General features: G+C 62.0%; 16 protein-coding genes. 11 read left to right on the top strand and 5 right to left on the bottom strand.

Annotated features, from left to right (window positions below; all coding sequences use genetic code 11):
* Window positions 1–53: 53 nt before the first annotated feature.
* Entirely contained in the window at window positions 54–1,988 is a 1,935-nt protein-coding gene (locus tag OSC50_RS00840; RefSeq protein ID WP_266247539.1) for a BCCT family transporter, read from the bottom strand.
* Window positions 1,989–2,374: 386 nt separating this feature from the next.
* Between OSC50_RS00840 and betI the strand changes: the two genes are divergently transcribed.
* The 10 genes from betI (at window position 2,375) to yccS (ending at window position 17,096) form a co-directional block, all read left to right on the top strand.
* Window positions 2,375–2,968, top strand: coding sequence for a transcriptional regulator BetI (betI, locus tag OSC50_RS00835; RefSeq protein ID WP_181080700.1), 594 nt, complete (start codon window positions 2,375–2,377; stop codon window positions 2,966–2,968).
* Window positions 2,969–3,077: 109 nt separating this feature from the next.
* Window positions 3,078–4,550: a betaine-aldehyde dehydrogenase gene (betB, locus tag OSC50_RS00830; protein WP_181080699.1), complete on the top strand. Its 1,473-nt coding sequence runs from the start codon at window positions 3,078–3,080 to the stop codon at window positions 4,548–4,550.
* A 114-nt stretch (window positions 4,551–4,664) separates the two neighbouring features.
* Complete coding sequence (betA, locus tag OSC50_RS00825; protein ID WP_181080698.1) at window positions 4,665–6,368, top strand: choline dehydrogenase; 1,704 nt, start codon at window positions 4,665–4,667, stop codon at window positions 6,366–6,368.
* A gap of 204 nt (window positions 6,369–6,572) precedes the next feature.
* Window positions 6,573–8,015 (top strand): TldD/PmbA family protein, encoded by a 1,443-nt coding sequence (locus OSC50_RS00820; protein WP_253509667.1) that lies wholly within the window; start codon window positions 6,573–6,575, stop codon window positions 8,013–8,015.
* Window positions 8,015–9,331: a TldD/PmbA family protein gene (locus tag OSC50_RS00815; protein ID WP_253509668.1), complete on the top strand. Its 1,317-nt coding sequence runs from the start codon at window positions 8,015–8,017 to the stop codon at window positions 9,329–9,331. The genes OSC50_RS00820 and OSC50_RS00815 overlap by 1 nt, the downstream gene beginning before the upstream one ends.
* Window positions 9,332–9,623: 292 nt before the next feature.
* Window positions 9,624–10,514 (top strand): alpha/beta fold hydrolase, encoded by an 891-nt coding sequence (locus tag OSC50_RS00810; protein WP_253509669.1) that lies wholly within the window; start codon window positions 9,624–9,626, stop codon window positions 10,512–10,514.
* Between the two features lie 35 nt (window positions 10,515–10,549).
* Window positions 10,550–11,956: a multidrug transporter subunit MdtD gene (gene mdtD / locus OSC50_RS00805; RefSeq protein ID WP_181080694.1), complete on the top strand. Its 1,407-nt coding sequence runs from the start codon at window positions 10,550–10,552 to the stop codon at window positions 11,954–11,956.
* 186 nt (window positions 11,957–12,142) lie between these two features.
* On the top strand, window positions 12,143–13,480 hold the full coding sequence (dbpA, locus tag OSC50_RS00800; RefSeq protein ID WP_232289440.1) for an ATP-dependent RNA helicase DbpA: 1,338 nt from the start codon (window positions 12,143–12,145) through the stop codon (window positions 13,478–13,480).
* 99 nt (window positions 13,481–13,579) lie between these two features.
* On the top strand, window positions 13,580–14,758 hold the full coding sequence (locus OSC50_RS00795) for a BaiN/RdsA family NAD(P)/FAD-dependent oxidoreductase (protein WP_253509670.1): 1,179 nt from the start codon (window positions 13,580–13,582) through the stop codon (window positions 14,756–14,758).
* Window positions 14,759–14,912: 154 nt separating this feature from the next.
* Entirely contained in the window at window positions 14,913–17,096 is a 2,184-nt protein-coding gene (gene yccS / locus OSC50_RS00790; protein WP_181080692.1) for a YccS family putative transporter, read from the top strand.
* A gap of 3 nt (window positions 17,097–17,099) precedes the next feature.
* Here the strand turns inward: yccS and OSC50_RS00785 are convergent, their stop codons facing one another.
* A complete protein-coding gene (locus OSC50_RS00785; RefSeq protein WP_253509671.1) occupies window positions 17,100–17,837 on the bottom strand; it encodes a substrate-binding periplasmic protein in 738 nt (245 codons plus the stop codon).
* Window positions 17,838–18,027: 190 nt separating this feature from the next.
* On the opposite strand from OSC50_RS00785, the gene OSC50_RS00780 reads away from it, so the two are divergent.
* Window positions 18,028–18,498 (top strand): GNAT family N-acetyltransferase, encoded by a 471-nt coding sequence (locus OSC50_RS00780; protein ID WP_253509672.1) that lies wholly within the window; start codon window positions 18,028–18,030, stop codon window positions 18,496–18,498.
* Here OSC50_RS00780 and OSC50_RS00775 read toward each other — a convergent pair.
* Genes OSC50_RS00775 through OSC50_RS00765 form a run of 3 tightly spaced genes read right to left on the bottom strand, consistent with a single transcriptional unit; the run spans window position 18,489 to window position 21,452 of the window.
* A complete protein-coding gene (locus tag OSC50_RS00775; RefSeq protein WP_181080689.1) occupies window positions 18,489–18,785 on the bottom strand; it encodes a winged helix-turn-helix domain-containing protein in 297 nt (98 codons plus the stop codon). The two genes, OSC50_RS00780 and OSC50_RS00775, sit on opposite strands and share 10 nt — an antisense overlap.
* A gap of 19 nt (window positions 18,786–18,804) precedes the next feature.
* Window positions 18,805–19,305 (bottom strand): M48 metallopeptidase family protein, encoded by a 501-nt coding sequence (locus OSC50_RS00770; RefSeq protein ID WP_181080688.1) that lies wholly within the window; start codon window positions 19,303–19,305, stop codon window positions 18,805–18,807.
* A gap of 41 nt (window positions 19,306–19,346) precedes the next feature.
* Window positions 19,347–21,452: a putative bifunctional diguanylate cyclase/phosphodiesterase gene (locus tag OSC50_RS00765; protein WP_266247210.1), complete on the bottom strand. Its 2,106-nt coding sequence runs from the start codon at window positions 21,450–21,452 to the stop codon at window positions 19,347–19,349.
* Window positions 21,453–21,593: the final 141 nt, after the last annotated feature.

The raw sequence follows: 21,593 nt of genomic DNA, 5'->3' as shown, positions 1-21,593 counted from the left end.
CTCCCACATTTTTTTCCCAGTGAGGTCAGTGACACCACCGGGCTTTCAACACATCAGCTATAGACACGGCCAAGGAGCTGCCGATGGCTTTCAAACTGATCGAGCACATCCCGAGTGATCTGCTCCAAGGTGAAGCCCATCAGGTCGTATTCCTGAGGCCCATTGTGCAGGTACACCTCGGCGCGGTAATAACGCGTGCGCTCTTCTTCGGGCACATCGCTCGGCGCCGACGAGTAAGCATCCAGGCTCACCTCATAGACGAACGGGTTGCCCTCTTCCATCTCGATACGCACGCCAATGCAACGCTTGGATTTACCCAGCAGCGTCTGCACTTGCAGCCCTTGCTCACGCAACGCGACGGCAGCCTCTTCCAGCGCCGGCGTAACGTGCTTGTCCATAAAGCGCTGCACCGTGCCCTGGCTCGGTTGCAGGTCCAGCGCGGTCAAACGCTCGCTGAACCCACGACGCCCGCGTTCGGCCAGTTGCGCCTGCTCCTGTTCGATCGCCACATCCTGGCGCATGGCCTTGTGCAAACCGAACATGAAGAAAACCAGCACCACCGAGAACGGCAGCCCCGCCAGCACCACCATGGTCTGCATGGCTTCGAAGTTGCCGGCGAACAGCAGGCCGATGGTCACCAGGGTAATCACTGCCGACCAGAAGATCCGCAGCCAGTGCGGCGCATCCTCATCAACGTTGCCGCCCTTGCACGACAGATTGGCCATCATCACCGCGCCGGAATCCGCCGGAGTCAGGAACAGCACAAAGCCCACAAAGATCGACACACCGATCACGACTTTCGACGCCGGGTAATGCTCCAGCAACTGGTAGATCGCCATGGACGGCTGTTCCAGCGCGGTCTTACCCAGCTCCACCGCGCCCTGGTTAAGCACCAGATCCAGTGCCGAATTGCCGAAGATCGACAGCCACGCCAGGGTAAAGCCCAGCGGGATCAGCAGCACCCCGGCCACCAGTTCACGCACCGTGCGACCACGGGAAATCCGCGCAATGAACATGCCCACGAATGGCGCCCAGGAAATCCACCAGGCCCAGTAAAACAGCGTCCACAGGCCCATCCAGCGTTCGGTCTTGGCGCCGTCGCCTTCGTACACGTACAAATCGAAGGTTTTCAGCACCAGGCCATTCATGTAGTCGCCGATGTTCTGCACGAAGCCGTTGAGCAGGTGCAGGGTCGGGCCGAACAACAACACAAAGATCAACAAACCGCTGAACAGCACGATATTGAGGTTGGACAAGCGACGGATGCCGTTTTCCACCCCCGACACCGCAGCGATGGTGGCCACGGTGCTCATCACGATGATCACGATCAGCAGGTTGGTGTTGCTGTGCTGCATGCCGAACAGGTTCTCCAGGCCGGACGACACCTGCATCGCGCCGATGCCCAGGTTGGTCACCAGGCCCAGCAGCGTCACGAACATGCCGAAACCGTCCACCGCGTGGCCGGCCGCGCCCTTCACCCAGCGCTCGCCTACCAGCGGGTAGAGCGCCGAACGCAGGGCCAGCGGCTGGTTATGGCGATACGCGAAATACGCCACGGCCAGGCCGACCAGGGCGTAGATCGCCCAGCCGTGCAGGCCCCAGTGCAGAAAGGTCAGTTGCAGCGCCTGGCGCGCGGCCAGGTTGCTGCCGGCAACGCCTTCTGGCGGGTTGAAGTAATGATCCAACGGCTCCGAGGCACCGAAGTACAGCAGAGAAATGCCGATCCCCGAGGAGAACAACATGCCGGCCCAGGCGCCGTAGCTGAAGTCCGGGGTGTCGTCCTTGCTGCCCAGCTTCAATTTGCCGTAGGACGAAAACGCCAGCCCGACCACAAACACCAGGTACGCGGCGATGACCACCATGTAGTACCAGCCGAAGCTTTTGGACAGCCAGGCCTGGGCAATCCCGAGCAAGCGCCCGGCCTCCTGCGGGGCGGCGATCAGGACAATGGTCAACAACAGAATCAGCGCGGTAGAGGTGTAAAACACCCAACCGTTGACCCGGACCTTTTCCGGCGGGGTCTTTATTAGAGAGGCAGAACTCATGGCGCAGATGCTCCGGGCAGTGCGAAAGAGAAACACAAGGCAACGGTTATCCCGGGACATCGATTTTTCGGCAGTCGACGGACGGGTGTTATAAAGACACCCCGAAAATCCCCGCTGCGCCAAAACCGCGGCAGGCCCTTGAGCGGGCCCTTGCAGGGATGTTCCAGGTGTCGGATGTCGCTGGCTGAACGGGCTGAAAACCTGCCAGCAGCGACGATTTGTCGCAGAGCTTATTCTTTGTTGATTGAACGTTCAATCAAAACAAAATAGACTGGCCTTCAAGCCGATGGACGTGATCGCCCGTCGGCAGGCCTAAGGAGACGTGCTACATGCCCAAGGTCGGTATGCAACCCATACGCCGTCAACAGTTGATCGAAGCCACGTTGACGGCCATTGATCAAGTGGGGATGGCAGACGCCAGCATTGCGCTGATCGCCCGCCTGGCCGGTGTCTCGAACGGCATCATCAGTCACTACTTTCAGGACAAGAACGGCCTGATCGCCGCGACGATGCGCTACCTGATGAACGTGCTGATCGAGAACGTCCACGAGCGCAGGCTTGCGTTGGAGGATGACAGCCCACGGGCACACCTTCAGGTGATCGTCGCGGGCAACTTCGACGCCAGCCAGGTCAATGGCCCGGCAATGAAAACCTGGCTGGCCTTCTGGGCCGCCAGCATGCACCACCCGTCATTGCACAGGTTGCAGCGGATCAACGATCAACGTCTGTATTCCAACCTGTGCTGCCAGTTCCGCCGGGCGCTGCCGCTGCCGCAAGCACGCAGCGCGGCCCGCGGCCTGGCGGCGTTGATCGACGGTTTGTGGTTGCGCGGCGCCCTGTCGGGAGACGCTTTCGACACGGAGCAGGCGCAACGCATCGCTTACGAATACATGGATTTCCAATTGGCCAAGCAGGTGAGTTAGAGCCCTTATAAATGCTCAACCCCTGAACGTCTGCCACGCAGTGATGCCACACCCTCATGGCCCGCTGTCGGCAGGTAACGCCAACCACTTATGCACTTGCGAGGACTTTATGGCCCGTTTCGACCTGCAAAAACTCTACATTGACGGCGGCTACAGCGACGCCGGCAGCGATGCCACCTTCGAAGCCATCAACCCGGCTAACGGTGAAGTTCTCGCCCAAGTGCAACGTGCAACGTTCGAGGACGTTGAACGTGCCGTGGTCAGCGCTGAAAAAGGCCAGAAAATCTGGGCCGCCATGACCGCCATGGAGCGTTCGCGCATCCTGCGCCGTGCCGTCGACATCCTGCGCGAGCGCAACGATGAACTGGCCGCACTGGAAACCCTGGACACCGGTAAAGCCTTCTCCGAAACCAAGTACGTCGACATCGTCACCGGCGCCGACGTGCTGGAGTACTACGCTGGCCTGGTGCCGGCCATCGAAGGCGAGCAGATCCCGCTGCGCGACACCTCGTTCGTCTACACCCGCCGCGAGCCACTGGGCGTGGTCGCCGGTATCGGCGCGTGGAACTACCCGATTCAGATCGCCCTGTGGAAATCCGCCCCGGCCCTGGCCGCCGGCAACGCGATGATCTTCAAGCCGAGCGAAGTCACCTCCCTGACCACCCTGAAACTGGCCGAGATCTACACCGAAGCCGGCGTTCCAGCGGGTGTGTTCAACGTACTGACCGGCAGCGGCCGTGAAGTCGGCACCTGGCTGACCGAGCACCCGCGGATCGAGAAAGTCTCGTTCACCGGCGGCACCGATACCGGCAAGAAAGTCATGGCCAGCGCGTCGAGCTCGTCGCTCAAGGAAGTGACCATGGAACTGGGCGGCAAGTCGCCGCTGATCGTGTTCGACGATGCCGACCTGGATCGCGCCGCCGACATCGCGATGATGGCCAACTTCTACAGCTCCGGCCAGGTCTGCACCAACGGCACCCGCGTGTTCGTGCCCAAGCACCTGCAGGCGGCATTCGAAGCCAAGATCGTCGAGCGCGTAGCCCGCATCCGTGTTGGCGACCCGCAGGATGACAACACCAACTTCGGCCCGCTGGTCAGCTTCGCCCATATGGAAAGCGTGCTGGGCTACATCGCCAAGGGCAAAGAGCAAGGCGCGCGCCTGCTGTGCGGCGGCGATCGCCTGACCGACGGCGATTTCGCCAAAGGCGCCTATGTCGCCCCGACCGTGTTCACCGACTGCACCGATGACATGGTGATCGTGCGTGAAGAAATCTTCGGCCCGGTGATGAGCATCCTCACCTACGAGACCGAAGAAGAAGTGATCCGCCGCGCCAACGACACCGACTTCGGCCTGGCCGCAGGCCTGGTGACCAAGGACCTGAACCGCGCCCACCGCGTGATTCATCAACTGGAAGCGGGCATCTGCTGGATCAACGCCTGGGGCGAATCCGACGCGAAGATGCCGGTGGGCGGCTACAAGCAATCGGGCGTGGGTCGTGAGAACGGCATCAGCTCACTGAACAACTTCACCCGTATCAAATCGGTACAGGTTGAGCTGGGCGATTACGCATCAGTGTTCTGATGAGCCTCAAGCGGCGAGCTTCAAGCTGCAAGCTCGCCGCACCTCCCAGATACACCGCTCGCTGCTCTTTCTTGCAGCTTGAAGCTTAGAGCTTGCCGCTCTAAAGGAGACCCTATGACTCAAGAATACGACTACATCATTGTTGGCGCAGGTTCTGCGGGCAACACTTTAGCAACCCGCCTGACCGAAGACGAAGGCGTCACCGTCCTGCTGCTGGAAGCCGGCGGCCCCGATTATCGTCTGGATTTCCGTACCCAGATGCCAGCCGCCCTGGCGTTCCCGCTGCAGGGCCGTCGCTACAACTGGGCCTACGAGACGGATCCGGAGCCGCACATGGACGGCCGCCGGATGGAATGCGGTCGCGGCAAGGGCCTGGGTGGCTCGTCGCTGATCAACGGCATGTGCTACATCCGTGGCAACGCCATGGACTACGACAACTGGGCAAAGCTGCCGGGTCTGGAAAACTGGACCTACCTCGACTGCCTGCCGTACTTCCGCAAGGCCGAAACCCGCGATATCGGCCCCAACGATTACCACGGTGGCGACGGTCCGGTCAGCGTGACCACGCCCAAGGCCGGCAATAACCCGCTGTTCCACGCCATGGTCGAAGCCGGCGTGCAGGCCGGCTACCCGCGTACCGAAGACTTGAACGGTTACCAGCAGGAAGGTTTCGGCCCCATGGACCGTACCGTCACGCCGAACGGCCGTCGCGCCAGCACTGCACGCGGTTACCTGGACACGGCTAAAAAGCGTTCGACGCTGACCATCGTCACTCACGCCCTCACCGACAAAGTCTTGTTCGAAGGCAAGCGCGCGGTGGGCGTGCGTTACCTGATCGGCGCCGCCGAAGAACGCGTTGAAGCCCGCGCGCGCAAGGAAGTACTGGTATGCAGCGGCGCCATCGCCTCGCCGCAGTTGCTGCAACGCTCCGGCGTCGGCCCGGCCAAATTGCTGGAAAGCCTGGATATCCCGGTGGTCCACGACCTGCCCGGCGTCGGCGAAAACCTGCAGGATCACCTTGAGCTGTACCTGCAATACGCCTGCACCCAGCCAGTATCGCTGTACCCGTCGCTGCTCTGGTACAACCAGCCGGCCATCGGTGCCGAATGGCTGTTCAACGGCACCGGTATCGGCGCCAGCAACCAGTTCGAAGCGGGCGGGTTTATCCGTACCCGTGAAGAGTTCGAATGGCCGAACATCCAGTACCACTTCCTGCCGGTGGCGATTAACTACAACGGCAGCAACGGTGTGAAAGAGCACGGCTTCCAGGCGCACATGGGTTCCATGCGCTCGCCGAGCCGCGGCCGCGTCCAGCTGAAGTCGAAGAACCCACGGGACTACCCGAGCATCCTCTTCAACTACATGGCCACCGAACAGGACTGGCAGGAATTCCGCGACGGCATCCGCCTGACCCGGGAAATCATGCAGCAGCCGGCGCTGGACCCTTACCGTGGGCGCGAAATCAGCCCAGGCATCGACGTGCAAACCGACGAGCAACTGGATAAGTTCATCCGCGAGCACGCCGAAACCGCGTTCCACCCGTCCTGCTCGTGCAAGATGGGCACCGACGAGATGGCGGTGGTGGACGCCGAAGGCCGCGTGCATGGCATGCAAGGTCTGCGTGTAGTCGACGCGTCGATCATGCCGATCATCACCACCGGCAACTTGAACGCGCCGACGATCATGATCGCCGAGAAAATCGCCGACAAGATCCGTGGCCGCCAGCCGCTGCCGCGCAGCACCGCCGACTACTACGTGGCGGGCGACGCGCCGGTGCGTGGCAAGCCGTTGCGTGAAGTGGGGCCGACTGCGCAGTAACCCACTCCCTGTGGCGAGCGGGCTTGCCCCGCGCTGGAGTGCGTAGCGCTCCCAAGATTTTTGGGGCCGCTGCGCAGCCCAGCGCGGGACAAGCCCGCTCGCCACAGGGGCACTTGTCACAAAGAATCACCTTTCCTTGATCAGCCCCCAGCCCGGGCCTACTCTGTTGCCTGCCCGCACCGAGCCGCCCACAAGGAAGGCCCCATGTTCGACCACCACGCCACACTTAAAAAACATTTCGGTGCCCTGCGCACCACCGCCGACTTCTTCTCCCTGCGCTACCTGCGCGAATCCGGCCAGTACCTGTCGGTGCGCAAGAATGTCGCCGAACCACCGCACCTGAACCACGACGAGGGCGTCATGCTCACCGTGCGTCTCAACGGTGTGGAAGCCTACGCCGCGACCCACGATATTTCCCTGGCCGGCCTGCAAGCCGCTCTTGAACGCGCCGAACAACAGGCCCTGCTGATCAAGTCCCATGCGCTGCTCGACCTGCGCGACCAGCACGCGTCCAGCGACGTGGCCGACTACCTGTCTCCCGAACTCGACCAGCCCTTCCCTTCCCTGAGCGACTGCTACCAACTGCTGGGCGACGAGTCTGCCGCCGTGCCGAAAGACGATCGCCTGGTCAGTTGGGACGTCAGCCTCGGCCTGACCCACGTCGAGCAGATCTACCTCAACAGCGCCGGCGCCGAGCTGCGCCAGGCTCAGCGTTTTGTGTTCCCCGGCGTGAGCGTTACCGCCTACGACAGCAATGACAGCCAGACCCGCACCCTGGGCGGCAGCAACTTCGGCCAGCAAGGCGGTTATGACGTGATCAGCCGCTTCGGCCTGATCGGCGCCGCGCCACGGGTGGCCGACGAAGCCCTGCAACTGCTGCTGGCGCCCAATACGCCCCAGGGCCCGCGCGACCTGCTGCTGATGCCCGACCAGATGATCCTGCAGATTCACGAGTCCATCGGCCATCCGCTGGAGCTGGACCGCATCCTCGGCGACGAGCGCAATTACGCCGGCACCAGCTTCGTCAAAGCCAGCGACTTCGGCCACCTGCAATACGGCTCTCGCCTGCTCAACGTGACGTTCGACCCAAACATCCCCGAACAGCTCGCCAGCTACAGCCATGACGACGACGGCACCCGCGCCAGCAAACAATTCCTGATCCGCGAAGGCTTGTTGCTCAAGCCGCTGGGCGGGGCGTTGTCGCAATTGCGCGCCGGCATGGGCGGTGTGGCCAACAGCCGCGCCAGCAGTTGGAACCGCCCACCGATCGACCGCATGGCCAACCTGAATATCGAGGCCGGCGACCAGAGCCTGGCACAGCTGATTGGTGGTATCGAAAGCGGCATCCTGATGTCGACCAACCGTTCGTGGTCCATTGACGACGCGCGCAACAAGTTCCAGTTCGGCTGCGAATGGGGCCAGTTGATCGAAAACGGCGAACTCAAAGGCGTGGTCAAGAACCCCAACTACCGCGCCATTTCCGCGCAATTCTGGCGCAACCTCAGCGCGGTGGGCGACGCCAGTACCTTTCAGGTGCTGGGCACGCCCAACTGCGGCAAGGGCGAGCCCAACCAGGTGATCCGCGTCGGCCATGCCTCGCCGGCCTGCGTATTCAGTCATGTCGACGTATTCGGGGGAGCTGCCTGATGCATGATTTCAAGGCATTGGTGGAGTGGCTCAAGCAGGCCCTCACCGACCAGGAACAATTTCACCTCGGCTACGCGGCGGAAGCCTCCGAGTTCGTGCGTTTCAATCATGCCAAGGTGCGCCAGGCAGGGCAGGTGCAGCAGGCCAGCCTCAATCTGAAACTGATCAGCGACGGCCGGCATGCCGACCTCGCCATCACCCTGGCCGGCGAACCTGCGCTGGACCGTCAGCGCCTCGCCGAAGGTTTGCAGCAACTGCGCGAAACCTTGCCGTTGTTGCCGCAGGACCCGTACCTGCTGCTCAACCCCACCGCCTGGCAAAGCAGCAATGAGCAGGCTCGGCCGTTGCCCGAGCTGGCTCGGGTGCTGCAAGACATCAGCCAGGCCGCCGACGGTGTTGACCTGGTCGGCATCTATGCCGCCGGCCCTATCAGTCGTGGCTTTGCCAGTTCAAACGGAGCGTTCGGCTGGCACCAGGCCAATAGCTTCAACTTCGATTTCAGCCTGTTCCATGCCAATGGCGAAGCCGTCAAAGCCAGCTACGCCGGGCACACCTGGGACAGCGTCGAATTCTCCGCGCGCCTGCAGCAGGCGCGCGAGCAATTGGCATTCCTCGACCGTGCGCTGCACCCGTTGCCGCCCGGCCAGTACCGCGCCTACCTGGCGCCCGCCGCGCTGGAAGAAATCATCAGCATCATCACCTGGGGCGGGTTCTCCGCCCAAGCCATCGCCAGCAAAGGCAGCTCGCTGCAACGGCTGTACGCCGGTGAGCAACACCTGAGCCCGCTGGTGACGGTAAGCGAACAGATCAGCGGCTCCCTGAGCCAGGCGTTCTCCACAGAGGGCTACCCGCGCAGCGACGTGACGCTGATCAATGCCGGTAAAGCCTGCGGCCAACTGGTCAATTCGCGCAGCGCCGCCGAATACGGCCTGAGCGCCAACGGTGCCAGCAGCGACGAATCCCCCAGCGCCCTGCAAATGGCGGCGGGAAGCCTGGTCCAGGCCGATATCCTCAAGCAGCTGGGCACCGGGTTGTATATCAGCAACCTGTGGTACCTGAACTACTCGGACCTGCCGGCCGCACGCCTGACCGGCATGACACGCTTCGCCACGTTCTGGGTGGAGGACGGCGAGATCAAGGCGCCCGTCAGCACCATGCGCTTTGATGACAGCGTCTACAGCCTGCTCGGTTCCCAATTGGAAGCACTGACCGCCGAGCGAGAGTTGTTGCTGTCGGCCAGTACTTACGGCCAACGCAATACAGCCTCCAATCTGTTACCGGGAGCGCTGATAAAACGTCTGACCCTGACGTTATAAATACCTCCCTGTGGGAAGGAGCCTGCTCCCGATAGCGGTGTATCAGCCACGCACTGATTGACCGACACCGCTACCGGGGGCGAGCCCCTTCACACATTGTCTTGTGCTGATTTCAGACAGCTCGGTTTTACCCGTTCCTACGGCCATTTCTCTTGCGCACCGTGCGCGCGGGCGGCCTGTTGTCGCCTGTGGAAAACCTCGTTATAAGGGTTAGTGGCATCCCGCCACCTCGCCCGCGTGCCTGCACGCACTGCATGACCTTGTCCGGGGAAGGACAAGCTGGAGCGTTGACATGAACCATGGAAGTTTTGTCATTGAACAGCTGTACAAGCACTACAACGTCCACGTAGAGCGACTGGGAAACGATCCACACAAGAACACCGTCCTGCTGGTCAACGGAGCGCTCGCCACCACGCGTTCCTTTGCGCGTACCGGCAAGTGCCTGGCCGAGCACTTTAATGTGCTGCTGTTCGACCTGCCGTTCTCCGGTTATTCGCGCGAACACAACCTCAACCTCGACCTGGTCACCAAGGACGACGAAGTGCAGATCCTGCGGGCGCTGGTGGAGCGCTTCGAGGTCAACCATCTGGTGTCGGCCTCCTGGGGTGGCATTTCCACCCTGCTGACCCTGGCGCATAACCCACCCTCCATCAAAAGCTCTGTAGTGATGGCGCTGGCGCCCAACCTCAACCAGGCCATGCTCGACTACGTGGACCGCGTGCGCGTGCTGATCGAGGCCGATGACAAGTCCGCCGTCGGCCATTTGCTCAACGAAACGGTGGGCAAATACTTGTCGCCGCGCCTCAAGCGCAACAACCATCGGCACCTGTCGAGCATGGCGACCACCGAGTACCGCCAGGCGCGCTTTCATATCCACCAGGTAATGGCGATGGGCGACGGCAACTACCTGCCGGCGCTGCGGCAAATCGAAACGCCAGTGCATTTCCTCAACGGCGCGCTGGACGAATACACCCCCGCTGCCGACGCTCAACTGTTCAAGCAGTATGTGGGGCGCAGCAGTTATTCGGTGGCGCAACACACCGGTCACCTGCTGGATCTGGAATCGCGCGAAGCCGCCCTGGCGGTGCATCGCGCGCTGTTGGATTTCCTGGTGGGCAAGCACGCGGTGTTGTCGGATTTAGACGAACCGCCAGTGGGAAAAGGCGCCACGGATGGCGCATAATCGCCGACACATAGCCGGCTGACAAAAGGTCCCCCATGCCCGATCGCGCCCCTCTCGATGCCAAGACCGCCCGATGGCTCCCCTGGGTGGTGGCGATTGCCTTCTTCATGCAGTCGCTGGATGGGACGATTCTGAACACCGCCCTGCCGGCCATGGCCCGGGATCTCGCGGAAAACCCGTTGCGCATGCAGGGGGTGGTGATCGCCTACATGCTCACCGTCGCCTTGCTGATCCCGGCGTCGGGTTGGATCGCCGACCGTTTCGGCACCAAGAAGATTTTCTTCGGCGCGATCATGCTGTTCAGCATCGGCTCGCTGCTGTGTGCGCTGTCCAGCAGCCTGACCATGCTGGTGGGCGCGCGCGTGGTGCAGGGTTTGGGCGGCGCACTGATGCTGCCGGTGGGGCGCCTGGTGGTGCTGCGCGCCTACCCGCGCTCCGAGCTGGTGCGGATCATGGGCTTCATTACCATCCCTGGCCTGCTCGGCCCGCTGCTTGGCCCGACCATGGGCGGCTGGATGGTGCAATACCTGACCTGGCACTGGATCTTTCTGATCAACCTGCCGGTGGGCATACTCGGGTGCTATGCCGTGTGGAAATTCATCCCGGACCTGCGCGGCAGTGAACGCACGCGCTTTGACGGGTTGGGTTTTGTGCTGTTTGGTGCGGCGATGGTGCTGATCACCATCGCCATGGAGGGCCTGGGCGAACTGCACCTGCCGCATCTGCGGGTGATGTTGCTGCTGTTCGGCGGGCTGGCGTGCCTGGCGGCGTACTGGCTGCGCGCCGGGCATATCGACAACCCACTGTTCTCGCCGGTGTTGTTCAAGACCCGCACCTTTGCCGTGGGCATTCTGGGCAACCTGTTCGCGCGCCTGGGCAGCGGCGCGCTGCCGTTCCTGGTGCCGCTGCTGTTGCAGGTGGCGCTGGGGTATTCGCCGTCGCAGGCGGGCATGAGCATGCTGCCGTTGGCGGCGGCCGCGATGTTCGCCAAGTCCGTGGCGCGGCCGCTGATCGAACGCCTGGGCTATCGGGTGGTGCTGACCGGCAACACATTGGCGCTGGGCATCATGCTGGCGAGCATGGGCCTGGTCAGCGAGCAGACACCCTACCCTCTGCTGCTGGGCATGCTGGCAGTGCTCGGGGCGATCAACTCCCTGCAGTTCACCGCGATGAACACCGTGACCCTGATCGACCTTGACGATGCCCAGGCCAGCAGCGGCAACAGCCTGCTGTCGGTGGTGGCGCAACTGTCCCTGAGCCTCGGCGTGGCCTGCGCCGGTGCGCTGCTGGGCGGGTTCACCGCCGAAGCCGGCAACGACGGCGTCAACAGCGTGCTCGGCGCGTTCCAGTTGACCTTCCTCACCGTGGGCGTCATGGCAATGCTGGCGGCGGCGATCTTCCTGCAACTGGAGCCTAAAGGCAGCCTCAAGCGGCAAGCTTGAAGCTGCAAGAAAAGCTTCAAGCTTGCCGCTTGCCGCGCATAACTTGCCGCTGCCCCCCATCCCCTCGTCTGAACCATGCGAAAAAACCTACGGGGGGCTGCTACACTGCGCGACATTTTGTTTTGCAGAGCCAGTCCCGTGACTACCATCGCCACCGCTTTTAATACTTTGCCCCTGTCCGCCGCCATGCTGGCTAACCTCGACTCGCTGGGTTATGTCGAGATGACGCAGATCCAGGCGCAAAGCTTGCCGGTGATCCTCAAGGGGCTGGACCTGATTGCCCAGGCCAAGACCGGCAGCGGCAAGACCGCCGCCTTCGGCATCGGCCTGTTGAACCCGATCAACCCGCGTTACTTCGGTTGCCAGGCGCTGGTGATGTGCCCGACCCGCGAGCTGGCCGACCAGGTGGCCAAGGAAATCCGTCGCCTGGCCCGCGCCGAAGACAACATCAAGGTGCTGACCCTGTGCGGCGGCGTGTCCCTCGGCCCACAGATCGCCTCCCTGGAACACGGCGCCCACGTGATCGTCGGCACTCCGGGCCGCATCCAGCAGCATTTGCGCAAGGGTTCGCTGGTGCTGGACGGCTTGAACACGCTGATCCTCGATGAAGCCGACCGCATGCTCGACATGGGTTTCTACGACGCCATCGAAGACATCATCAGCAAGACTCCGCCGCGCCGCCAGACCCTGCTGTTCTCGGCCACCTACCCGGTGAGCATCAAGCAACTGGCATCCAAGTTCATGCGCGCGCCGCAGCAAGTGAAGGCCGAAGCGTTCCACTCCGACGATCAGATCGAGCAGCGTTTCTACGAGATCTCCCCGGAAGAGCGCATGGACGCGGTGACCAAAGTCCTGGCGCACTTCCGTCCGGCCTCGTGCGTGGCGTTCTGCTTTACCAAGCAGCAGGTGCAGGAGACCGTCGACCACCTGACAGCCAAGGGCATCTCCGCCGTCGGCCTGCACGGCGACCTGGAACAGCGCGACCGTGACCAGGTTCTGGCGATGTTCGCCAACCGCAGCACCTCGGTGCTGGTGGCGACCGACGTCGCCGCACGGGGCCTGGACATCGACTCGCTGGACATGGTGATCAACGTCGAACTGGCCCGCGACTCGGAAATCCACATCCACCGCGTCGGCCGTACCGGTCGCGCCGGTGAGACCGGGATTGCCATCAGCCTGGTAGCGCCGTCCGAGGCACACCGTGCCCAGGCCATCGAGCAGCTGCAGAAATCGCCGCTGAACTGGGACCAACTGGACAACCTCAAGCCGCAAAGCGGTGGTCCACTGCTGCCGCAGATGAGCACCCTGTGCATTGCCGCGGGCCGCAAGGACAAGGTTCGTCCAGGCGACATCCTCGGCGCGCTGACCGGCGAAGCCGGTATCCCCGGCGCCCAGGTCGGCAAGATCGCGATCTTTGATTTCCAGGCGTTCGTAGCCGTGGAACGCGGCATCGCCAAGCAGGCGTTGCAGCGTTTGAACGACGGCAAGATCAAGGGCCGCTCGTTGCGCGTGCGGATCCTGTAACCCGATCTGCGATCTATATGAAGATCCAATGTAGGAGGAGGCTTGCCCCCTCCTACAGTTTTGATTGCATTTCAGACCCGTATTTGTGAGGACATTGCTGTGCGCTCGACCGAAGTTGTGATCATTGGCGCCGGCGCCGCAGGCTTGATGTGCGCACTGACCGCCGCCGGGCGTGGGCGCAAGGTGATGCTGATCGATCATGCGAACAAGGCCGGCAAAAAGATCCTGATGTCCGGTGGTGGCCGCTGCAATTTCACCAATATGTACACCGAGCCGGCCAATTTTCTCTCGCACAACGCACATTTCTGCAAATCCGCCCTGGCTCGCTACACCCAGTGGGATTTCATCGGCCTGGTGGCCAAGCACGGCGTGCCGTACCACGAGAAGAAGCTCGGCCAGCTGTTCTGCGATAACAAATCCAGCGACATCCTCGGCATGCTGCTCGATGAGTGCATCCAGACCGGCGTGAGCCTGCACCTGGACACCTCCATCCAGGAAATCGCCAGGCTCGACAGCGGTTATCAGTTGCAGACCACCCTCGGTGAGCTGCGCTGTGAATCCCTGGTAATCGCCACCGGCGGCCTGTCGATCCCAACCCTGGGTGCCACCGGGTTCGGCTATCAGGTGGCCAGGCAATTCGGTCATGAACTGCTGCCGACCCGCGCCGGATTGGTGCCGTTCACCATCACCGACCAGCTCAAGGCACTGTGTACCGAGTTGTCCGGCACTTCTGTGGATTGCGTGGCCAGCTGCAACGGCCAGAGTTTTCGCGAGAACCTGCTGTTTACTCATCGCGGCCTGAGCGGGCCGGCGATCCTGCAGATTTCCTCGTACTGGGAGCCGGGCGACACGGTCGAGATCAACCTGCTGCCCGACCACGACGCCCACACCTGGCTGCAACAACAACAGGTCGAACGGCCGAACAGCGAGTTGAAAACGCTGCTGGGCGAGATCTTCACCAAGAAAATGGCCACCCTGCTGGCGGACACCTGGTTCGCGTCCAAGCCGATGAAGCAATACACCCATGCCGAAGTCGCCGACATTGCGCAGAAGTTGTCGAGCTGGCAGCTGGTGCCCGCCGGCACCGAGGGCTATCGCACCGCCGAGGTGACGCTGGGCGGTGTAGACACGCGGGAAGTCTCGTCCAAGACCATGGAGTCGCTGAAAAGCCCGGGGCTGTACTTTATTGGGGAAGTGCTGGATGTGACCGGGCATTTGGGCGGGTTTAACTTCCAGTGGGCGTGGGCATCGGGCTACGCCGCCGCGCAATACGTCTGACGAGACCGGATCAACAATGTGTAAGGGTGCTTGCCCCCTCCCCATTTTGTAGTGTGCCTGGGGAATAATTTGCTGTGAGATGTGATCACCACGCTTGCCGTGGCGTCCTTACTGCCTCAATTTAGCGGCATCGTCCCGGAAGACCCCAGCCTTCATGTCATCGACCTCGTTCAAGCAGTCCATGCGGCGCCTATGGGCGCTGGATAAATTCAGCTATAGCGTTCGGGTATTCATCGCCCTCACCGGCAGCATGGCGCTGTGCTGGTATCAGGATGAAATGACCCTGCTGATCCCGCTGTTCCTGGGGATTATCGCCAGCGCCCTGGCCGAGACCGACGACAGCTGGCAAGGGCGCCTCAATGCCCTGGCGGTGACGCTGGTGTGCTTCAGCATCGCCGCGCTGTCGGTGGAATTGCTGTTTCCCTACCCTTGGTTGTTCGCGATTGCCCTGGCGCTGGCGAGCTTCTGCCTGACCATGCTCGGCGCCCTTGGCGAGCGTTACGGCGCGATTGCCTCGGCGACGCTGATTCTGTCGGTCTACACCATGATCGGCGTGGACCAGCGTGGTGGCGCGGTGTCGGACTTCTGGCACGAACCGCTGCTGCTGGTGGCCGGCGCCGCCTGGTATGGCGCGTTGTCGGTGCTGTGGCAGGTGTTGTTTTCCAACCAGCCGGTGCAACAGAGCCTGGCGCGCTTGTTCCGCGAGTTGGGGCGTTACCTCAAGCTCAAATCGTCGCTGTTCGAACCGATCCGCCAATTGGATGTAGAAGCCCGTCGTCTGGAACTGGCCCAGCAGAACGGTCGCGTAGTCGCTGCGCTGAATGCGGCCAAGGAAATCATCCTGCACCGCGTGGGCAATGGTCGCCCGGGTTCGAAGGTCAGCCGCTATCTGAAGCTGTACTTTCTGGCCCAGGACATCCACGAGCGCGCCAGCTCCTCGCACTATCCCTACAACGCGCTGGCCGAGGCGTTCTTCCACAGCGACGTGCTGTTCCGCTGCCAACGCCTGTTGCGCCAGCAAGGCAAGGCCTGCCAGGCCCTCGCCGAATCAATCCAGTTGCGTCAGCCGTTCGTCTACGATGACAGCTTCGCCGAGGCCCTGGGTGACCTGAATGCCTCCCTGGAACACCTGCGCATCCAGAGCAACCCGGCCTGGCGGGGCCTGCTGCGCTCGTTGCGCGCCCTGGCGGCCAACCTGTCGACCCTCGACCGCCTGCTCGGCGACGCCAGCAACCCTGACGCCCTGGCCGATGCCACCGACAGCAACCTGCTCGATCGCGCCCCGCGCAACCTCAAGGAAATGTGGACGCGGCTGCGTACTCAACTGACCCCGACCTCGTTGCTGTTTCGCCACGCATTGCGCCTGTCGTTGGCGCTGACCGTCGGCTACGGCACCTTGCACGCGATTCACGCGTCCCAGGGTTATTGGATCATCCTCACCACTCTGTTCGTGTGCCAGCCCAACTATGGCGCCACACGGCGCAAGCTTGGCCAACGGATCGTCGGCACCGCCATCGGCCTGACCGTGGCCTGGGCGCTGTTCGACCTGTTCCCCAGCCCGCTGGTGCAATCGATGTTCGCCATCGCCGCCGGCCTGGTGTTCTTTATCAACCGTACCACCCGCTATACCCTGGCCACCGCGGCGATCACGCTGATGGTGCTGTTCTGCTTCAACCAGGTGGGCGATGGCTACGGATTATTCCTGCCACGGCTGTTCGATACCCTGCTTGGCAGTCTGATCGCGGGCCTGGCGGTGTTCCTGTTCCTGCCGGACTGGCAGGGCCGGCGTCTGAACAAAGTGCTGGCCAACACCCTGACCTGCAACAGCATCTACCTGCGGCAGATCATGCAGCAGTACGCCGCTGGCAAGAGCGACGACCTGGCCTATCGCCTGGCCAGGCGCAACGCGCACAACGCCGATGCGGCGCTGTCCACCACCTTGGCCAACATGCTGATGGAGCCGGGGCACTTTCGCAAAGAAGCCGACGTAGGCTTTCGCTTCCTGGTGCTGTCGCACACCTTGCTCAGCTATTTGTCGGGGCTTGGCGCGCACCGTGACACGCAACTGCCCGCCGAAGTGCGTGAACACCTGATCGACGGCGCCGGCAATAGCCTGGCGGCGAGCATTGATGAAATCGCCACGGGGCTGGCGAACAAGCAGCCGATTGCGATTCAGAGCGATGCCGAGGAGGCCTTGGCGGCGGACCTGGAGCAAATGCCGGATGAGATCGACGAAGGGCAGCGCTTGGTGCAAACGCAGCTGGCGCTGATTTGTCGGCAATTGGGGCCGCTGCGCACATTGGCCGCGCATTTGATCAAGGACACTCGCGCGGCTTAGGCCTTACATGCCATGGGCCTTCATCAATCGCTCGTAACTGCCATCGGCCTTCATTCTGGCTATCTCCCGGTCAAAGCCCGCTACGATCTGTGCATGTTCGGGGTGCTTGAGGCTGACCAGAATGTGCAGGCTGTTTTCAGTCAGCGGCTTGGGCAGGAACTCTATGGCATTGCGCACCCGGGGTGATTCACGGGCCAGGTAATAGCGCGCGACATACTCGTCCTCCACCGTCAGCCGCACTCGCTGCGCCGCCAGCATGCGCACGGCCATGGCGAAGTTATGCACCGGCACTTTCTGCAACTGCGTGTCCCCGTCGAACGCCGCGGAGTAGGCATAACCGCGCACCACCGCGATGGGTTCGTCATGCAGTTGCTCAAGCGTCTGGTAATCGATGGGGTCGTCGCGGCGCTTGATGAAGCGCACGCGGTTGAGCAGGTATTCGTTGGAGAATTCTCCCATCTGTGTACGCGCCTCGTCGTACCAGGCATTGATCAGCACGTCATAACGCCCATCGCCTATGCCCATCAACGCACGCGCCCAGGGCACCTGTTCGAAATCACTGGCATACCCCGCGCGGGCCAGGGCGGTGGTGACGATGTCGGTGGCCAGTCCGCCGTTGATCAGCGTGGCATCGGTAAAGGGTGGCCAGGCGTCCGCGACCAGGCGCAGACGCTGTGCAAACGCCGGTTGAGCCAGCAGCAACACTCCAATTAAAGCAACGGCACGAGACAATCGCGGCATGCTCAAAATCCTTGGCGGGCTTAGCTCAGGCAAGACCTGAGGTGTTAACAGTAGCTCAGATTACACAAAGAAACGGCTGGGGCACGCACTCAATAGTGGCTAATTGACCTCACCCTCAACAATAGACCATTTAGACAGAGCCGCCCGCCGCGCTTACTATCAAGCACAGACATTCGAGCGAGAACACACCATGACTGTTGATTGGGTCTGCAAGCACCACAATGACCTGGGCAAGGAGCAGCTTTACGCCATCCTGCGGTTGCGTAACGAAGTGTTCGTGGTTGAGCAGAAATGCGTCTACCAGGACATCGATGACCAGGACCTGAGCGGTGACACCTACCACCTGATGGGCTGGCGGGACGATAAGCTGGTGGCCTACCTGCGCCTGCTGGACCCGGAGTCCCAGGGCGGCGATGTGGTAATCGGCCGAGTGATTATCGCCCCACTGGCGCGACGCACCGGGTTAGGCCATCGGATGATGGAAGAAACCCTTAAGCAGATTGACGATATCTGGCCTGAAACCCCGATCTTTCTGTCAGCCCAGGCGCACTTACAGGGTTACTACGGGCGGTACGGGTTCGTGGTGGCGGGAGAGCAATACCTGGAGGACGACATTCCTCATATCGGCATGCGGCGCACCGGAGAAAGCCCTCAGGGATAACCCAGCACGCGCTTGATCGACGCCAGGTTGGCCTCGATCCAGCGCCGATCAATCGCGCCCCAGTTACGAATCCGATAGCACCCGGCATGGTTACGCGCGCCATCCTCCTGCTCGAACTCACACACAATATCCAGGTCGGCGAGCGCCGCTATCGTGTCCTGGGCCGTGCGCCGGGGCATGCCGGTCGCGTCGGTCAGCGCCGGTACGTTGCTGGCCTGGCCGCTGTCGATCAGGTAGGCGACGTAGAGGCGACGGTAGAAACTGCTTTTGGTCTTGCTCACATCCATGGTCATTGGCCTTGTGCGGTCAGGGTTTGCCCAGCAGGTCGCGATACGTGAGGTAGACCCGCAGGTCGAATTCCACCTGATGGTAGTCCGGCATCATGTATTGGCAGAGTTTATAGAACGCCTTGTTGTGGTCCGATTCTTTGAAGTGCGCCAGTTCATGCACCACGATCATGCGCAGAAATTCCGGTGCGGCCTCTTTGAACAAGGCGGCGATGCGGATTTCTTTCTTGGCCTTGAGGTTGCCGCCCTGCACCCTTGAAATCGTGGTGTGCAGGCCGAGGGCGCGGTGGGTCAGGTCCAGGCGGTTATCGAACAGGACCTTGTCGATGGCCGGCGCGTTGCGCAGGTGTTCCTGCTTCAAGGCCAGCGCGTAGGCGTACAAGGCCTTGTCGCTCTGCACCGCGTGGCGCTCGGGATAACGCTGCTCCAGATAATTGCCCAACTGGTCAGTGGCGATCATCTGACGCACTTGCTCCTGTAGTGCAACCGGGTAGGCCTGGAGGTATTTCAGCGCGGTCATGAGGGTCTGCAACAAGATTTGAAGGGCGCCAGTGTACCAATTCAACGTGCGCGGGTGCGGGACCAGTCGGCGACATCCTCGGCTATCAACGGCTGCGCCGCCCATGGCCCCTGGATAAACGTGCAGCCCTGGGCTTTGAGCCATTGGGCCTGCTCCTGGGTTTCCACACCTTCGGCCACCACCAGCACCTCGAAATGCCCGCACAATTCGATAATGCTGCGCGCCATTGCCGCGTCCCGTGCCGAGCCCGGCAGACGCGCCACCAATTTGGGGTCGAGCTTCAAGGTGTCGAATTCCAGATCACGCAGGTGCGCCAGGGAACACTGGCCGGAACCAAAGTCATCCAGGGCGATACGCACACCAATGCGGCGCAGCAACTTAAGCTGTTTGATGGCCTCCTCGCGGTTACTCATCAGGCAGTCCTCGCCGATTTCCACCTCCAACTGCCGCCCTTGCAAGCCGTAGCGCTCCAGCATCTGCTGCAGTTGGTTGGCCAGGTTGGGCATATTGAACTGGCTGCTGCTCAGACTCACACTCAGCACCAGCTCCTCGTCGAAGGTGGTGTGCCAGGCCTGGCGCTGTGCGGCGACCTGCTGGTAGATCCAGATGCTCAATTGGCTGATCAGCCGCGCCTCTTCCAGCAGCGGCAGGAAAAGCCCCGGCGGCACGTCGCCGACACTTGGGTGCTGCCAACGCAACAACGCCTCGACGCCGCGCAGACGCCCGTCCTCCAACGACACCTGCGGTTGGTAGACCAGGATGAATTCTTTGTTTTCAATGGCCGTGCGCACGCTGTCTTCAAGCATCAGCCGCGAGCGAGCCCGGCCGTTCATTTCCTGGTCGAAATAGCGATATTGCTGACGCCCGGCGCGCTTGGCTTCGTACATCGCAATATCAGCGGCGCGCAGCAGACCATTCAAATCCGAGCCGCAGTCAGGAAACGTGGCGATACCAATACTCACGCCGAGCATCACATCCAAACCGTCGACCTGTTGGCAGACTGACACCCGTTCGATCAGTTTTTCCGAAATTTTCGCCGCCTGCTCAGGGAAGTCCAGCTCCAGCAATGCGGTAAATTCATCGCCGCCCATGCGTCCGACAATGTCGTAGGAACGCAGGCAACCTTGCAGTTGTTCCGATACCCAGCGCAGTACCCGGTCGCCCGCGTCATGGCCCAGGGAGTCGTTGACCCGCTTGAAGCCGTCGAGGTCCAGGTACAGCAGCACCAGAGATTGCTCGACGCGCTCGCTGCGCGACAGGGTGCTTTCCACGGCCTGGTAGAACCCACGACGGTTGAGCAGGCCGGTGAGCGGGTCGGTAACGGCCTGGAACTCCAGTTGCTGGTGCAGGTGGCGCACTTCAGACATATCCAGCACGGTCACCACCATAGCCTTCTGCTCGGACGGCAATGGGGCGCAGGACAACGCCACGGGCACCTGCTGCCCGCGGCCGGTGCGCAGCATGGCGTCGTGCAGGCGCCAGGTCTGGCCGGTGCGATAACCGGCGTACATCTGCGAATCCAACCAGTTGGGCACGTGGGGCTTTTGCAAAAAGCTCAGGAACGTCTGGCCCTGCAATTCGTTGAGCGTCGCATTGAGTAAGCGCGAAATGGCCGGATTGGCGTACTGGATCACGCCTTCTTCGCCCACCACCAGGATGCCTTCGGCGGCGTTGTCGAGCACCGAGGCGTTGAACGCGCGAGCCGACTCCAAGTCATGGCTCAGGCGCTGCAAGGCGCGGCGATTACGCTGGTGCTCCAGCAGTGCCTGGACCTTGGGCTTGAGAATATGCGGGTCGAACGGCTTGAACAGGTAATCGATGGCGCCACTGGCGTAGCCTTCCAGCACGGCGGCGGGCGATTGGGCGTTGGCGCTCAGAAAGATGATCGGGGTCATGCGGGTGCGCTGGCTGCCGCGCATCAGGCGGGCGACTTCAAAGCCATCCATGCCCGGCATCATCACGTCCAGCAATACCAGGTCGACATCGTGCTGCAGCAGCAACTCCAGGGCTTCCACACCGGAAGCGGCGGTTACCACGTGCCAATCCTCACGCTGCAAAAGCGCACGCATGCTGATCAGGTTTTCCGGGTAGTCGTCGACCACCAGAAGAACCGAACTGCCATCGCCGTGGTGTGGAGCGCATTCCATGCTACGTCTCTTCCTTAGATCGCTGCTCCGGTCATTTCTGAGAGAAAACCCGGACAAACACTGAGGCCTCACTCTAGCCCCGGTTCTGGAAAAGCAGAAGTAACCTCGGTGCCATCATTGCGCCAATTTTCAGGAAGCCGA

The sequence above is a fragment of the Pseudomonas quebecensis genome, from assembly GCF_026410085.1.
GTDB classification, from domain to species: domain Bacteria; phylum Pseudomonadota; class Gammaproteobacteria; order Pseudomonadales; family Pseudomonadaceae; genus Aquipseudomonas; species Aquipseudomonas quebecensis.
The sequence above is the reverse complement of the archived record's forward strand: the minus strand, read 5'-3'. Positions and strand labels throughout refer to the sequence as shown.

Excerpts from the sequence above, each read along its gene's own strand:
- betI (WP_181080700.1), top strand. The coding sequence starts at position 2,375 with ATGCCCAAGGTCGGTATGCAACCCATACGCCGTCAACAGTTGATCGAA.
- betB (WP_181080699.1), top strand. The coding sequence starts at position 3,078 with ATGGCCCGTTTCGACCTGCAAAAACTCTACATTGACGGCGGCTACAGC.
- betA (WP_181080698.1), top strand. The coding sequence starts at position 4,665 with ATGACTCAAGAATACGACTACATCATTGTTGGCGCAGGTTCTGCGGGC.
- OSC50_RS00820 (WP_253509667.1), top strand. The coding sequence starts at position 6,573 with ATGTTCGACCACCACGCCACACTTAAAAAACATTTCGGTGCCCTGCGC.
- OSC50_RS00815 (WP_253509668.1), top strand. The coding sequence starts at position 8,015 with ATGCATGATTTCAAGGCATTGGTGGAGTGGCTCAAGCAGGCCCTCACC.
- OSC50_RS00810 (WP_253509669.1), top strand. The coding sequence starts at position 9,624 with ATGAACCATGGAAGTTTTGTCATTGAACAGCTGTACAAGCACTACAAC.
- mdtD (WP_181080694.1), top strand. The coding sequence starts at position 10,550 with ATGCCCGATCGCGCCCCTCTCGATGCCAAGACCGCCCGATGGCTCCCC.
- dbpA (WP_232289440.1), top strand. The coding sequence starts at position 12,143 with ATGCTGGCTAACCTCGACTCGCTGGGTTATGTCGAGATGACGCAGATC.
- yccS (WP_181080692.1), top strand. The coding sequence starts at position 14,913 with ATGTCATCGACCTCGTTCAAGCAGTCCATGCGGCGCCTATGGGCGCTG.
- OSC50_RS00785 (WP_253509671.1), bottom strand. The coding sequence starts at position 17,837 with ATGCCGCGATTGTCTCGTGCCGTTGCTTTAATTGGAGTGTTGCTGCTG.
- OSC50_RS00780 (WP_253509672.1), top strand. The coding sequence starts at position 18,028 with ATGACTGTTGATTGGGTCTGCAAGCACCACAATGACCTGGGCAAGGAG.
- OSC50_RS00775 (WP_181080689.1), bottom strand. The coding sequence starts at position 18,785 with ATGGATGTGAGCAAGACCAAAAGCAGTTTCTACCGTCGCCTCTACGTC.
- OSC50_RS00770 (WP_181080688.1), bottom strand. The coding sequence starts at position 19,305 with ATGACCGCGCTGAAATACCTCCAGGCCTACCCGGTTGCACTACAGGAG.
- OSC50_RS00765 (WP_266247210.1), bottom strand. The coding sequence starts at position 21,452 with ATGGAATGCGCTCCACACCACGGCGATGGCAGTTCGGTTCTTCTGGTG.